Origin of the sequence: Corynebacterium sp. HMSC074C05 (genome assembly GCF_001838325.1) — a bacterium.
Lineage (GTDB): Bacteria > Actinomycetota > Actinomycetes > Mycobacteriales > Mycobacteriaceae > Corynebacterium > Corynebacterium amycolatum.
In genome coordinates this window covers 1-15,201 of record NZ_KV836284.1, presented here as the reverse complement: position 1 = coordinate 15,201, position 15,201 = coordinate 1, and the positions used below count along the sequence as shown (strand labels likewise).

The following is a 15,201-nucleotide window of genomic DNA, read 5'->3' as shown; positions in this document are numbered from 1 at the left end:
GGTTCTGTCTCCGGGGTGTGTGGGCCGCGTCCGCGCGGCCGTTTCGGGTTAGGTGCTCGGGTTCGCGGGCCGTCGTCGGCGGCGATGCCCCCGTGGACGTGCCCGTCATGCAGACTCCCCCGGCCTCGTTTTCACGGCGATGCCCCACGCCGCGAGCACGGCGATGCCTAAGAACCAGGCCGCGCAGACCACCAGACCCGCAGCCCCGGTGCCGTTGACGGCCTCGCCGGCCGCGGATACGGGGGTGTGCCCGGCGATTCCGCGCAGGAGGGGACGGAAGTGGTCGGCAGGCATGAGCACCGTGTTGACGAACATCGCAACGATGATTAACGGGATGAGGGCCACAGAACCCTGGGGGCTGGTGATGGAGAACGCGATGTACGTGCCGGTGCATGCGGCCGCCACGGCAACCATCGCGCCGGTCACCGCGATCCTCCACCACCAGGACACCTCCGGGGGGTCGTCGGAAAGCAAGGCGGCCACCGCCGCGACGACGGCCGTCATCGCCATGATCCGGATGAACTCGGCAATGATCCGTGCGGCCGGCACGGCCGCGTACGGTGACGGCATGGTGATTAACCGCTCGTGGAAGCCATTGCTGCGTTCAACGAACACGGTGGACGATCCCGTGATGGCCAGGATGAACGCCCACGCCGTCACGACCAGGATGACCGCGTTCCGGAGTTCGAACTCTCCAGTGAGCTGCCTGACCAGGCCACCGAACATGCAGTTGACGATGAACAGGTACACGAGCGGAGCAATGAACGTCATGAACCAGAAGTCGGGGCGCCGCAGCCAAATGTGGGCGATGCGCCGCAGATGCACGAAGATGGGGCCGATCATGATTCGCTCCTCGAGGTGAACCGGCGAATGAACAGGACGATTCCGGCGACCGCCGCGACACCGAGCCACAGGGCGGCCTCTTCCCCGGCGCGATCCGGGAAGGCGTCCGGGGACGCCGCCCTAATCACCTCGATCACCGGCGAAAAAGGCATGTGGCGCACGACGTCGCGAAGGGAGCCGTCCAAAGCGGTCGCCGGAATGAACGCGGTGGAGAACATGAGCAGCAGCATTTCCAGCGCCTGAATCGATGAGGCCGTCGACACCGGGGCGGGCACCATCAGGATCACCCCGTCCGTGACCAGGGACAGGAACGCCGCGGCGAGCAGCGACCACAGGACAGTCCACGCGACGTCACCGACAGCCATGTCGAGGCCGCAGGACCACGCGACGACCAGCAGCGCCGCGATCGACGCGGACATCCGCAGCACATCGGTGGCGAGCCTGCCGGCGACATAGCCGCCTGTGGCCCCGGGCAACACGCGCACGCGGTCAACGAGCCCGGATTCGACGTCCTGTCCCACTGCCATCGCCGACGCCGCGGCGGTGAACATCGCCGCCTGGAACAGGCAGCCGCCGAGCACGAAACGCAGGTACCTGAAGCCGGATTGCCCCGCCGAGTACCCAAACACCGCGTACAGGCACAGCAGGAAGAGGGGCGGAACTACGAACATGGAAATCAGCGACGCGGTGTTGCGCCGCAACAGCAGCAGATCCCGGCGGAGGAACGCCGCGACCGACGTCGCACTCATCGCGCCGCACCCCCCGCGTTCATCGATATGAACACCTCGTTGAGGGTGGGCGGCGACACGCTCAGCGAATCCGGCGACGCTTCCGAGGCCTCCATCGCCTGCGCCACCGCCTCGAGGACCCGCGGTCCGGGGTCGACGTCGAGGGACACCGACTTCCCCGCGACGCGGGCGCCGTCCAGGCACGTTCCCCCGAGGCAGCGGGCGAACACCTCCGCCTCGGCGGCGGTGGCGAAGGACACGCGGAGCACGTGCGACCCGAAGTCGCGGCGCAATTCCTCCGGCGTTCCGCTGGCGACGATGCGGCGATCCTTGAGCAGATGGACGTGGTCGGCCAGCGCCTCCGCCTCTTCCAGGTACTGGGTGGTCAGCACCAGGGTCATTCCGTCGTCCCGCAGCTGCCGGATGAAGCCCCACAGCTCTTCGCGGCTGACCGGGTCCAGCCCCGTCGTGGGTTCGTCGAGGAACAACAGCCTGGGCACGACGCACAGCGACGCGGCGATGTCGAGGCGGCGCCGCATGCCACCCGAATAGGCCGACGCCAACGTCGAGGCACTGTCTGCGAGCGAGAATTGCGCGAGCAGTTCCGTCGCGCGGGCGGCCGCGGCGGCGCGGTCGAGTCCGCGCAGCCGCCCGAAGAACTCCAGGTTCTCCCGGCCGGTGAGGTTCTCGTCGATCGCCGCGAATTGGCCGGTGGTGGCAATGTCAGCGCGCACGCCCGCCGGATCCTCTTTCACATCGCGCGAGAAGATGCTCACCTCGCCGGAGTCTGCGGTGATGAGCGTCGACAGGATTCGGATGAGGGTGGTCTTGCCTGCGCCGTTGTGGCCGAGGAACGACACAATCGCCCCGGCGGGCACGGTGAAACTCACGCCGTCGAGCACATGCTTGCGCATCCGGGCACCGCGCTTTCCCTTGCGCCCGCCGTCCGGCGGGGCACCTGCCCCGCCTTCGGGCGGGGTGCCCGCTTTGCCCGCAATCGGGTAGCTCTTCGTGAGGTCGCGGACGACGATCGCCGCACCTCGTTCAGCTTGATCCATCATCGTTTCCCCTTTTCTTTGGTATCGCAGTGGGCCGCTGTCGGCAGCGGCCCCGTGGTCGGGTTGTCATGCGGCACCTCGATATGAATGCCCGCATCGCGGGCGAAGGCGAGGACCGGTTCGAGGAGCCGGGGGTGGCCGACGAGATCCCGGCACCCCGGCGCGACCGGCTTCCCCGCGACCGCCACAACGGTGGCGGCAGCAATCGCCGCGGTCATTTTGTAGGAACCCGGGCCAGTCGCCCGGACGACGGTCGTCTCGGCCGCCGGCCCCGCATCGCCCGCGCCGGCGGACGACAGTGCGACGACCAGCTCGGCGGGTTGCGGAGTGCCCTTCGCCCGTGCCTTCCGCGATGTCACGGCCGCCCCGAGACGGGCGAGCAGACCGGAGACAACGGGCATCGAGTACAGTCTCGACGTGCGGATTTTCTCCACCGACTCATCGGGGAGGGCATCGAAGGCGACGTGGTAGGAATATCCACGGATCGAGGGGCACACCTCGCGTACGATGTCGATGTCCGGGCATTCGTAGCTGATTCCGCTTTGCGACGACACCGGGTTGCGCCGCACTTCGACAATGGCGCCGCCGAGCATCGCGCGGTATCCGCCGCGGATGGTCCGGAACATCGACTCGACCGACGCGGCCCCGGATTCCTGGTCGGCGCCGATTCGCAGATCGACCCGCACATCGCGGACCTCTTCGACCCCCGCAGCGCGGACCCCGAGAATCAACAGTGCCGTCGACAAGCCCGGGCACAGGCCGAACCCGGTGAGCACCGGAACCCCCTCCCGCCGGGCATCCCCGTCGAGGGCCATGATTGCGCGGCGGGCGTCGATCGAATCGTTGATGTCGATGTATCCGGTGCCTGAGTCAATGCAAGCACGGGCGAGTGAGTCTGCGTGCACCTCGAACGGGCCGGTGCAGTTGACCACCCAATCGTGTTTGCGGAATACCCTGCAGATCTCGTTATGGCCGGCGGCGATCCTCAGCGGGAAGTGCCGCCCCGGGCCATCGTCCGGTTTCTGCCGGGAAGTGTAGGCCAGCTCAATCCCGTCGACGACGCCGAGCATCTCCCGGACGAGCCGTCCGGTGACGCCGGTACCTCCGGCCACCAGCACTTTCACGGGTTCGCCCGCGTCGCGGTCCCGTGCTTCCCCGCCGTTTCGTCGGTCAGTCATGTTCCATCTCGTTTCCCCGGTCCCGCGACCGGTCGATTCCTTCGGACGACGGGTCCGCTGCCCTGTCGTCCGTTTCCGGCACCTGGCGCCGGCGTTCGATGTACTCCCCGATGAGGGCCCCGGTCAGCGCGGCATCCTCTCCGAGGACGAACGAATAGTGGTTTCCCGCGACGCCGGCGACGCAGAGGTCATCGACGAGGTGGTCCCGCCACTGGTCGTGGTTGTGAGCCTCGCCGTCATCGGGGAGAACGAACAGCGCCTCCCTCACCCGACCCTCGGGCCGGTACCGGGTGCGGGCATCGATGAGCGAGCGCAGCGAGTTGAACTCCGTCGCCGTCACCCGGTCGCCGGAAAGCCCAAGGTCCTCCAGGAGCGTCGGTGCGACTGCTGCGGCCAGGGCACGCAGACGGGCCCCCCGTTCCCCGTCGGTCTCATCGACCCCGCCGAACTCCGCCCAGAGGCGGGCAACCGGCGTTCCGTGCGGGAGATCGGCGATCGAGGGCGCCACCCGGGACAACAGCCCCTTTTCGGATTCCGCGCCGAAATCCCCGACGTCGACCGCGATCCCCGGAGCCAGGCTGTCGAGAAACACCAGCGCGGGATCAAGATCGGCCAAACGGAGCACCATCTCGGCCGCGATGGTGCCGCCGAGGCTCCATCCGACGATCGCCGGGGCGGCACCGTCGACGAGCACCTCGCGGACCCGGCCCGAGTAGTGGACCGCGATGTCGCCGATGCCGATGACGTGGGGGAATGGTCTCTCGAACTCCGCGAAGCCGACGCCCCACACCTGCCCGCCACCGGGGATCGCGAGGGCCAGGTCTCGGTAGATGTCGACGGTGCCGAATCCGCCGTGGACGAGGAAGATCGGGCGCGCCTCATCGCCGCTGCGCAATAGGACCAGCGAACGGTCCGCGGCCGACGCGCCGGGGTCATCCGCGTCCCGCCGGTCGGTCGGCGTGGCCGTCGACTGGCCGACGAGCTCGGCCACGCCACGTGGCGTCGGCTTGGCCAGCGCTTCCGCGAGCGGCACCGACGCCCCAGTCATGTCCTGGATCCGCTGCATCAGATTCACGAATCCCAGGGAGTCGTAGCCGAGGAGGAACAGGTCGTCGTCCGCGCCGGCTTCGGCGCCGCCTAGGTCGGCCCGGACTATCCCGGTGATGACCGTCAGGTATTCGCGAACTCGGCCCATCAGGTCCCCGGATGCGATCCTCGAGATCGCGCCCGACCTGTCGCGCTCCGCCGATGACGCGCCCGCGACGCCGTCGCCGATCGCCCCACCGCTGGAAGAAGTGCCCCCGACCGCCAGGCGCAGGCGCCGAACCTGGCCGACGCTCAGCGGCGCCGCTTCGGGGCAGCCCCCGGCGAAGCCCGACACCGACCTGATGTAGTGGTCGAAGATGTCCTCCACCAGTTCCGGTTCCAGGATCTGCTCGACGAAATCCCAGGCGACGTTGATACGCCCGCCGACCTCCATCACTTGGTTGTCCAACAACACCTGCGGGGTCTGGGAGATGGCGTAATCGACGTCACCCAGGACGTGGGCACCCCTGCCCGAGCCATCGCCTGCCGCGGAACCCTCGCCGAACAGCAACGAGGTGTACACGAACGGCGCGATGGCCTGTCCGACGGGTAGGCCCCGGTGGCGCGCGATGGCGCCGAGCAACGACACCCCGGAGTACCCGGCCGCCATGTGCCCGAGCAGCCGGTCACGCAGTTCCGCCGTCCACCAACGGAGGTCATAGTCGGCGGCCGCTTTCACCGGCATCAGAATGACGCCGGTGAAATCACCGAAGACGCCGGCGAAGTCGGCGATTTCGGGATCACGGTTGTACGTGGTGATGTTGATGCCGACCGAATCCCCCCTCGACCACAGCGACAGGCTCGTCGCATAGCAGGCGAGAAGCAGTGCGGACACGCTGCCGTCGGCGGCGCTGGCCCGTTCCCGCAACAGTGCGGTTTCCTCAGCGGTGAACGTGTGCGACAGGCGACGCATCCGCGGCACATCCACGTCCGCGGCCGCACCGATTGATGGAAGGGTGTTGCCGGGCGGGAAGTCCTCGACCACCGTCCGAGTCAACGTCTCATCGCCGCGCCCGACCGCCGAAGCCTCCCGGCGCTTCATCTCCAAGACGTACGTGCGGTAGTCGCCGGTGACGGGCGGAAGCTCCGTTCCCCGGTACAGCTTGTCCAGGTCGTCGATGAAAATCCGTTGGCTCGCCCCGTCTCCGATGATCATGTCCACGCTGAAGAACAGGCGGTGCCGCCCGTCCGGGAGCGCGAACGCCGACAGATGGAACAAGGGCCAGCTGCCCAGATCGAATACCTGGTGGCTCAGCTCATCGCGCTTGCGCCGCACCGCCTCGACCACGGTCGCCTCATCGGCGGCCCGGTAGTCGGCGACGGCAATGCGGTAGCGCGGAACCTCCGGCAGGATCCGCTGCGTGGCTTGTGCGGTGAACACGACGCGCAGCATCGGATGCCTGCGGATGAGGTTGTCGAGGGCGTCCTCCAGGCGGTCGATGTCGGTACCGGGTTCGGTGACGGATTCGATGTAGTAGTGCTCGGTGACGCCGCCCAGCTCGAACCCGGAGTTCCGGCCGACGTAGTAGGCCTTCTGCATGTCGGTCAGGGGGAACGGCGCGTGGGGGTCGTCCCCGAATTGTTCCACCGGATCCTTCCCGTGGGCACTCGCGGAGGATTCCCTGGCGCCTCCTGCGGCTGAACCGGCACCGCCGGCACAATCGAGGGAAGACACTGCCTCGGCGACGGCTTCAGACTCGGCACCGGACTCCCGCATGGCCTCCGAGACAAGGCCGGCGATGTGAGCGATGGTCGGGTCGGCGATGACGTCGCGGAAACGGAGCCGGACGCCCGTCTTCTGTCGAATCGCGCGCATCATAACCTGGAATTGCAGGGAATCGCCGCCGCGGCGGAAGAAGGACTCTCCCGCGCCGCACGCCGGATCCGCCGCACTCGTCGACGGGGCTTCCCCGAGGATCTCGTCGAAGACTCCGGACACCAACTCGATCGCCCCGGGGGCGGCGGAACCAGCCGCGCCCGCGGCTCCAGCCTCCGCCCCGGCGACCTCGCCATCGGCCGTTGCCCCGCCGCCAGCGGCTCCGACGTGCCTACGAATTTCCTCCTGATCCAGTTTCCCGTTGACGGTGACGGGCAGGTGCGCCACGGGCAGCAGGACCGTCGGTACCATGTACGCTGGCAAGCAGCGGGCGAGCTCGGCCCGGACGGCATCCCGCGAGCCGGTCATGTCGTCCGCCGGAACGTAAAGGCACGCCAGGAGTCCCCGACCGCCCGATTCGACGACCGCCGCCATCGACGCGGTCACCAGGCCGGACCGCTCGAGGACCGATTCGATTTCTCCGAGTTCGACGCGGAAGCCCGCGATTTTCACCTGACGATCGCGGCGGCCGAGAAATTCCACGAAACCCTCCGCGTTGAAGATGCCCACGTCTCCGGTCCGGTAGCAGCGCCCGATGCCTGGGACATCCCCGAAGGCGGCAGCGGTCCGCTCCGGATCGGCCGCATACCCCTGCGCGACGCCGAGACCGCTGATGTGGATTTCCCCCGGCACGCCGACGGGGCAATGCACCCCGTCGGGCGCGAGCACGTGGATGCCCTGGTTCGCCAGCGGGTACCCGTAGGGAATGCGGTTTTCCAGGCTGTCGCGTTGCAGCGGGCAGTGGATGGACCAAATGCTTCCTTCGGTCGCACCGCCGAGGCTATTAATCGACGCGTTCGGGAACATGTCCATGGCGCGCGCCGGAAGCCCCGCTGCGATGCGATCGCCACTGAGCAATACGGTGCGCACATCCGGGAACACGTCGTCGTCCGCCGCCCGGACCAGGGCGAGCTCCAAAAGGGCGGGCGCGGAGTTCCACAGCGTGACCCGCTCTTCCCGCAAGACGTCGAGGATTTCATCGGCGTCGCGCTCGTCTCCGACCATCGTCACCGTCGCGCCTGCCGCAAACGCCCCGAACACGTCGTAGACCGACAGGTCGAATCCCAGCGACGACAATCCGATGATGCGATCGGCGGAGGTGACCCCATACCGCCGGTTCACGTCGAGGATGGTGTTGATGCAGTTGCGGTGACTGATCCGCACACCCTTTGGCCGGCCTGTCGTCCCCGAGGTGAAGATGACGTAGGCAAGGTCGTCAGGGTCAGTGCCAAGCGAAGGGTGCGCACCCGCGCTGCCCGCGCGGTCGCAGACTTCCGCGGCTGCGGGCTTGCCGACGCCCGCCACTCCGCTTTGGTCCAGTTCATCGATCACGCCGGTGTCCAGAATCGGGCCCGACGCACCTGAGGCTTCCACGACGTATTCCTGTCGCTGGGTCGGCATGCCCGCGTCGACGGGCACGAATGCGGCTCCCGCACGCAATGCGCCGACCATGTTGACGATGTCGTCGGGATGCTTGGTGTAGCGCACGATCACCGCGTCCCCCGTCCCGACGCCGGAATCTGAGAGATGGCGGGCGATGCGTCCGGCCCGGGCCCAGACCTCTGCGTAGGTGTACGAGATGCCCCGGGCGGCGAGGCGCACGGCCGGCGCGTCCGGAGCCGCCGCGTATGCGGCTTCGACAAGCGAAACCAGGGTGTCATCGTGGATCGGGCCTGCAGCGTCGTTGTAGCGGGCGACGGCCCCCTCCGTCTCCGCATGACGGATGGGCAGAGCCTCTCCCCCCTCCGCCACCACGTCCAGGGCCTCCGCAACGGCCCCGAACATCGCATCTACCGCAGGGAAGTAATCGTCGACCACGTCCCACGACAACGTCATCCCGCCCGATGCCGGCATCACTTGGATGTCGAGGCACACCTGCGCGGTTTGCGTGTAGATGCGTTCGATGACCGGGCTGCGCCCGCTGCCCCGCTCGCCGCCGAGGTAGCTGGTGAACACCACTGGAGCAGTGGCCTGGGTCTGATTGGCCGCGTCCCGGAGGAATCGCTGTAGCACCTCCACACCGGAAACGCCGCGGTGGGACAGCCCTTCGCGGATGTCCAGGTCGATCGCCTCCGCCAACCCATCGATGGTCGCGGCTCTCCCGGCGTCGACGCCGACGAGCATCGATGAAGTGAAATCTCCCATCACCCTCGTACCCGCGGCGAGGCCGCTGCGTTCGCTGACAGTCACGTTGACCGTCAACGCCGATTCGGGCAGCCACCTGCAGACGACGGCGGCGTTGACGGCCATTACCAGCGATGACAGGGTAACTCCAATGCGGCGGGCCCGTTCGCCGAGCTTGGCGGTGATCTCCGCGTCGAGCACCGTGCCCAAGCGCCGGGTCGACCAATCGTCGTCACCCCTCACGGCCGTCGGGAACTCCGGGCGCCGCGGCAGATCTGCGACCTTCTTCTCCCAATAGGCGAGGTCCTCGGCTCGTTTCCCGTCGCGCCGGCGCGCAGAGATTGCCGCCAGGGCATCCCCATATCTAGAAGCCGGAGCCGGCGGCTCCCCGGCCAGCAGGGATTCGAGCTCGTCGAAGAACAGGTACACCGAACCCGCATCCATGACGATCATGTTGAAGTAGATGAACATCCTGCACCCACCCGCATCTGCGAGCAGCCTCGCGGCGACCATGGGACCGTCCTCGTTCGACGATCGCGCCGCGGTTCGCATGTCCCGACGGATCTCCCCCACCGCCGCGTCGACATCGTCGCCGGATTCGACTACCTCGACGGTGGCGAGGCACGCGCCGGTCGGGCTCAAGACCCCGGCATCGACGTCGAGCCGATGGAACAGCACGTCGTGACGCCCGAAGACCGTCCGCACGGCCTCCTCCACCTGCGGCAACGAATAGTCGTGCCGGGATTCCGCGTAGATGTACGTCGCTTGGCCGCCAAGCTCGATGTCCTCGTCCGCGCCGAGCAGGTAGGCGGTCTGGATTGGATTGAGCGGGACTGCATCCGCGGGACCGGCCCCATTTTTGCCGGCACAGCCGTCATCCGACTCACCCGTCGCTACAGCGGGGTCGGCCCCGGCAGCGGCGCCTGCGGCAGATCCGGCATCAGCGCCACCCCGGGCGGCGTCGATGACGGCCGCCAAATCAGCGACCGTGACCCCGGGGTCCATCGCCGCGTAATCGATGGTGACCCCGTACTCGTCCTCCAGCGCCAGCAGCATCTGGAGGAAAGTCAGGGAGTTCGGGATGTGGTCGCGGAGTTTCACGTCCGCCGAATCCAGGTGCACGCCGATGGCGTCGGCGATGGACTCCGACAGCCTTTCGGGGGCGACTCGGGCCCCGGTGCGGGCTCCTCCCACAGCGGTAGATGCGACGGCCGGCGCGATCGTTTCATTGGTCATCGTCATCGCCTCAGAGCAGAGCCTCGAGCTTGCGGCGGAGCTTCTTGCCGTTCGACGCGACGGGCAGTTCGTCGACCCACAGAACCCGGGAGACGGGCACCCCGGCGACGCGCATCAGCTCGGTCGTCGCGGACCGGGTCACCGCCTGTTCATCGATTGGAGGTTCATCCCCGTCCGATTGCCCGGCACCGGTCGCATCGTCGGCCTTACGATCGGTCGGGGTCCGCCTGGCCAAGAACACGGCGATCTCCTCTTCGCCCGTGGCTGGGTTGCTCCGGCCGAGAACGGCAACATCGCGGTCAAGCGCATTCTCCAGCACGGCTTCCAAATCAGCCGAATAGTAATTCCGGCCGTTGACGAAGATGATGTCCTTCTTCCGGCCGAGGACGAACAACTCGCCGTCGCGGAGAATGCCCATGTCTCCCGTTGCGAACGCCCCGTCATCGGTGAGCTCGTGCTCCACGATCCCCTCTGCTGTGATCGCGGCGCGGGTCATCGGAGCGCCGGCGATGTGGATTTCACCGACGGTGCCGTCGCCGAGGACCCTGCCCCCGTCATCGCGGATGGTCAACGAGATCCCCGGGACGGCCTTGCCCAAGGCGACGAACTCAGCTCCGGACTCGCTCTCGATGTCCTCGAAACGCTGCCCCGTGGCGATGCCCGTCCGATCAAGTCGCACCGTGGACAGACCCGAGTAAATGTCCCGGGTCGTGACCAGCAGGCAAGCTTCGGACATTCCGTAGGCGGAGGTCAGGGCATCCTCCCGGAGGCCCATGGCGGACATCGCCGCGAGGAACTTCCGGGCCAATGGAGCGTCGATGGGTTCAGAACCGCTCATCAGCTTCTGGACGTTGGAGAAGTCGTAACCGTGGTCATCCCCGAGGGGCCGGCGCTCGAGATGGCGCAGGAAATGCTTGAATGCGAAGTTCGGGCACACTGTCACCGTCGGCCGGTGCCTGGTCACGGCCTCGAACCACCTCGGGGGATCGGCGACCACCTCGGAAACCGGCAGCAACACCTGGTCGTACCCACGAAAAAGGGCGTAGACGTGGAAGCCAATCAGCGAAAGGTTGTGGGTCAAAGGTAGCCACGTGAGCATCTTGTTCTCGTACCGGTGCGCGTGGCGTGGGATCGTCGCGCGCAGACCGTTCAGCACGGACTCGTTGGTTACGATGACGCCCTTTGGCGATCCCGTGGAGCCGGACGAAAACTGGATAAGGGCTTCGCCGGCCGTCCCACCTCGCACCGGGAACGCGGGGACCGCCCCGGCGCCATCCCCGGAATCCACGTCCCCCGCCTGAGAGAAGTCCGATTCAGCATCACCCGGCATCGCCGCACCCGGTTCCGCGGCAGCGTCATTGACGATGGACACGTCGAGCAGCCGGTCCTCGCCCACGACCACGGTACCGTTTGCGCCGGTGAGCAGCGTGTGACTGCGTTCGTCGACCAGGATCGGGGCCCCGGGCATCATGTCCGAGAGCGTCCGCACCCTGTCGACGTCAACCGGGCCCGACACCGGCGGCGCAAGCGCCGGAACCGCGCCGGCGTAGACGCAGCCCCAGAACGCCCGGATGAGCCCGCGGTTCTCCGAAACCTGGAAGATCACGCGATCGCCGGGGCCGATGCCGGCTTCGGCCAACCGAGTCGCAGCCGCCACCGCCTCCGCATGGACCCGGCCATACGGGACGAAGACGTCCCGCCGATTCTCGACGAAGGTGATCCCCTTTTTCGTCTCATCGGCCTTGTCCCGAAGCACGTCGCTGATGGTCCGGATCGTGTTCATTGGTACCTCTTTCGGTTGTCGGCGCCATGCCGGTGCCGGGCGGACCGGGCCGCATGGCGTGACCCGGCGGATGTGTCTGAAGGGTTGAAAGGGTGACGAAACTGGGTGGGGCGCGTCTCCGCACAAGCTCGGAAACGCTCGCGGGCCCGGGACCCGCCGGTTCCGGGTGCCCGTCAAGTCACTGCGGACACCAGGGCGGCGACGAAGGCCGCGGCGGACGCTGCGGCCACGAACCCGTCACGCACTCGCCAGGGGTAATCGGTGCGGAAGGTGCGCCGCGGATGGCGGCCGAAGTTGCGCATCGCCAGGGTCAGGGACAGCTTTTCGGCGCAGCGCACGGCGCTGACGAACAGGGGAAAGGCGATGCGCGCGGGCGTCGTCGCGCGGATGAAGCCGGAGCGGAAAGACTGCCCCGGTCGCATTGAGCGCAATCTAATCGCCCATGTCAGATGGGGGATTTCGCTGCGCAGGAACGCCGCGATGCTCACCCCGGAAATCGCTATGGTGCACCATGTGTAGGGCACCCGGAGGCGTTGCACCATGGCGTCGAAAAGCTCCTCGACGCGCATGCACGCGGAGACCAGGACCGTCCCCGCAAACACGGCCGTCAGCAGCAGTCCGTGATGGATGCCGTGGCGGACGGCCTGCGCCGCATCCCCACCGCCGTAGAACTCGGAGCGCCACCCGAGCAGGCCGAAGAACACCCCGATTAACAGGACGAGAAGGACCTTCCCCGCCGTCGCCCGAACGTCGCGTTCCGCGATCGTAGCGAGTGCGAGGAACGCGACCACCGTCAGGGCGAGAACGGCGTCTCCGCCGGAGAGCAGCCCGGCGACGAGGACGAGCATCACCGCCGCGACAATCGTGATGGCGTTCAACCCCGCGCGCCTTCGAGCGGCGGATCCACTGGTCCAGGGGCTTTCGTCCAAGGACGTCCGTGCGCCGGCCGCGGGCAGTGCGCGATCCCGCCGGGACGACCCCGGGAAAGCCGGCACGTCGGCTGCGGGACCGGACCAGGCGACCTTCCCTTCGGCGACGATGCTCGCCCGATCCGCCCACGTTCGCGCGGCACGGCGGTCGTGGCACGTGAACACAACGGTTCCGCCGGCCCCGGCGTATTCCGCTAGGGCATCCAGTACGATGCGCGAGCTCGGCGAATCCAGGTGCGCCAACGGCTCGTCGAGAAGCAGCAAACGGCGATTGGCTGCCACCGCCAGGAAGATGCCCAACCGTCTTTTCTGTCCGCCCGACAGGACGAACGGCGAGACGGGGTCAAGTGCCCGGGGGCACAGGGCGTCCCGCAGTTTCCGCAGCTCATCGGCGCCGAGTGGTCCGTGCGGGTCCGTGCCGGCCAGCGCGGAGTCGATTTCCGCGGCGACGGTCGCGCGGGTGAACTGGTGCTCGGGGTTCTGGAACGCCAACGACGCGAAGGCGTCGGGCACGCGCCGGGCGGACGCGCCGTCAATCCGGAGGTCCGCTCCCGCCTTCATCTGGCCCGACAGCACCGCCAGCAAGGTGGACTTACCGGCTCCGTTGGCACCGACTAGGGCATGAATCTCGCCCCGTTCCAGTGTCAGATCGGCCCCGTTCAGGATCCTCTCCCCGCCTCGGGCCACGTGGGTTCCGGTCAAGGCCAGCAGTGGAACGGCATCCGCCTCCGATTCCGGATCGGGACGGTCCGGCGCCCCCGCGCCCGGCGTACTGGCGTCCGGCGTTCCGGCGGTCGCGGCCGTCGTCGCAATGCCCTTCACCGCGATGCCATCCGGCGCTCCGTGGGCGGCGACGCTCCCGTCCGCATCGAGGACCGTCACCGTGTCGACCCACCCGTCGAACGGGCGGAGGTCGTGCTCGATGAGCAGGATAACGCGCCCCGGGGCCCGCAAATCACGGATGGCGGCGAACAGCGACCGGCGACCGTCCTCGTCGACGTGGGCCGCGGGCTCGTCGAAGATCATGACCTCCGGCGCCCTGGCCACCGCACCGGCGATGGCCATCCGCTGGCGTTGCCCGCCCGACAAAGCCCACGGATCCTTCTCCGCGAGCTCTGACAGCCCGACCTCCGATAGAGCCTCGGCTGATCGCTTGGCGACGATACCGGCTTCCACGAGGGAAAACTCGAGGGCCATGGCCACGTCATCGACGACTCGGAGCGTGAGCACCTGCGTCGCCGGGTCTTGCCCGACGAAGGTGACCCGGTCCCCGTCCACGGGGCGTTCGGTGCCGTCGGCATCGATGATGTGCACGAATCCGGCATGGTCGATGGGGATGTGCGAGGGGATCAGTCCAGCGATGAGGTGGGCCAGGCTCGTCTTTCCGCATCCCACGGGTCCCGTGATGGCGTTGATCGTGCCGAAATCGAAGGAGAGATCCACCATGTCGGGTGCCCATCGCCCATCGGCGTGCCGCACACCTGCACCACTAACCCGTAACCGGGCCGGGGCCGTCCCGCGTGTCGCACCGGCGCACGCGGGTGCTCCGCCGGTCACCGGGTGACCCCGCGGCTGCGAAGCCCCTTTGCGACGGCAAAGCCCAGGACCAAAAACACCAAGCTCGATGCCAAGGCTACGGCGAAGCTGATCAGGGTCATGGGCGTGGTCGGCGAGTCGACGCCGACTGCGCGCGGGGCCATCGTTCCCATCAGCGCGGAGAACAACATCGCCGAGGCCACGAACTGGGGACGCGTCCACCGCCGGTACAGGGTGACCATGAACGGAAGCTCGATGAGCAATCCTTCCATAATCAGCGCCCCGATTGCGGCGACGCCGAACGGGGTGGTCGCCGCGGACACGACGCCCATGGCAAGGCACGCGATGAGGCTCGCGCCAAGCTTGCGGACGACGATGAGGGGAACAACGCACTGCAGGAACCACAACCCGAGCGTCGCCGCGACGAGATAAACGTGGGCGATGCCGGCGAACACCTGCAGGTAGGTCAGGGGCACGATGATGAGAGACCCCGCAACGCCGATCGCGGCGGCGACGAGCATGTCGCGGGTGGATGGTCGGCCACCCGCTGCGACCGGTGCGACGTGCACCAACCGCCCGTCATCCGTCTGCGACGCCACCGCGTCCCCGACTCCCTCTCCGGAGAGGGGCTCTCCGGTCGATCCACGTTTTCCGTTCATCGTCGCCGCCTCGCTTCCGTTGCCGGTTCCCGATCGGGAACACCACCTAAAACAGCATTAGGTTAGGCAATGCTTATCGCCTTACGCAAGGCTAAATTCACTGAAATTACCCCCTCCCCCGTTACCACGATGGTGCCCCCTCACGGGGCGCGGTCACCGTGCCCG

At 67.7% G+C, this 15,201-nt stretch carries 8 protein-coding genes; all 8 read right to left on the bottom strand.

Annotated elements, in window-relative coordinates; all coding sequences use genetic code 11:
- Positions 1–105: 105 nt before the first annotated feature.
- The 8 genes from HMPREF3042_RS02620 to HMPREF3042_RS02585 all read right to left on the bottom strand — a co-directional run bounded on the left by HMPREF3042_RS02620 (position 106) and on the right by HMPREF3042_RS02585 (position 14,976).
- The gene (locus tag HMPREF3042_RS02620; protein ID WP_070855987.1) at positions 106–843 is read right to left on the bottom strand and encodes an ABC transporter permease; all 738 of its coding nucleotides are present in this window, start codon (positions 841–843) and stop codon (positions 106–108) included.
- Positions 840–1,592 (bottom strand): ABC transporter permease, encoded by a 753-nt coding sequence (locus HMPREF3042_RS02615; RefSeq protein WP_070855986.1) that lies wholly within the window; start codon positions 1,590–1,592, stop codon positions 840–842. Before HMPREF3042_RS02615 ends, HMPREF3042_RS02620 begins: the two co-directional genes overlap by 4 nt.
- Positions 1,589–2,632 carry an ABC transporter ATP-binding protein gene (locus HMPREF3042_RS02610; protein WP_070855985.1) on the bottom strand — a complete coding sequence of 348 codons (1,044 nt, stop codon included), beginning with the start codon at positions 2,630–2,632 and terminating at the stop codon, positions 1,589–1,591. The genes HMPREF3042_RS02615 and HMPREF3042_RS02610 overlap by 4 nt, the downstream gene beginning before the upstream one ends.
- Entirely contained in the window at positions 2,629–3,807 is a 1,179-nt protein-coding gene (locus HMPREF3042_RS02605) for a saccharopine dehydrogenase family protein (protein ID WP_070855984.1), read from the bottom strand. The genes HMPREF3042_RS02610 and HMPREF3042_RS02605 overlap by 4 nt, the downstream gene beginning before the upstream one ends.
- Positions 3,800–10,129: a non-ribosomal peptide synthetase gene (locus tag HMPREF3042_RS02600; protein WP_070856059.1), complete on the bottom strand. Its 6,330-nt coding sequence runs from the start codon at positions 10,127–10,129 to the stop codon at positions 3,800–3,802. The genes HMPREF3042_RS02605 and HMPREF3042_RS02600 overlap by 8 nt, the downstream gene beginning before the upstream one ends.
- A gap of 10 nt (positions 10,130–10,139) precedes the next feature.
- Positions 10,140–11,912, bottom strand: coding sequence for an AMP-binding protein (locus HMPREF3042_RS02595; protein ID WP_070855983.1), 1,773 nt, complete (start codon positions 11,910–11,912; stop codon positions 10,140–10,142).
- A gap of 173 nt (positions 11,913–12,085) precedes the next feature.
- On the bottom strand, positions 12,086–14,287 hold the full coding sequence (locus HMPREF3042_RS02590; RefSeq protein ID WP_246822293.1) for an ATP-binding cassette domain-containing protein: 2,202 nt from the start codon (positions 14,285–14,287) through the stop codon (positions 12,086–12,088).
- A gap of 107 nt (positions 14,288–14,394) precedes the next feature.
- Entirely contained in the window at positions 14,395–14,976 is a 582-nt protein-coding gene (locus tag HMPREF3042_RS02585; RefSeq protein WP_224783742.1) for an ECF transporter S component, read from the bottom strand.
- Positions 14,977–15,201: the final 225 nt, after the last annotated feature.

Bases quoted from the DNA above. Each gene is read 5' to 3' on its own strand.
- HMPREF3042_RS02615 (WP_070855986.1), bottom strand. From the start codon at position 1,592: ATGAGTGCGACGTCGGTCGCGGCGTTCCTCCGCCGGGATCTGCTGCTG.
- HMPREF3042_RS02600 (WP_070856059.1), bottom strand. From the start codon at position 10,129: ATGACCAATGAAACGATCGCGCCGGCCGTCGCATCTACCGCTGTGGGA.
- HMPREF3042_RS02605 (WP_070855984.1), bottom strand. From the start codon at position 3,807: ATGACTGACCGACGAAACGGCGGGGAAGCACGGGACCGCGACGCGGGC.
- HMPREF3042_RS02620 (WP_070855987.1), bottom strand. From the start codon at position 843: ATGATCGGCCCCATCTTCGTGCATCTGCGGCGCATCGCCCACATTTGG.
- HMPREF3042_RS02590 (WP_246822293.1), bottom strand. From the start codon at position 14,287: ATGGTGGATCTCTCCTTCGATTTCGGCACGATCAACGCCATCACGGGA.
- HMPREF3042_RS02610 (WP_070855985.1), bottom strand. From the start codon at position 2,632: ATGATGGATCAAGCTGAACGAGGTGCGGCGATCGTCGTCCGCGACCTC.
- HMPREF3042_RS02595 (WP_070855983.1), bottom strand. From the start codon at position 11,912: ATGAACACGATCCGGACCATCAGCGACGTGCTTCGGGACAAGGCCGAT.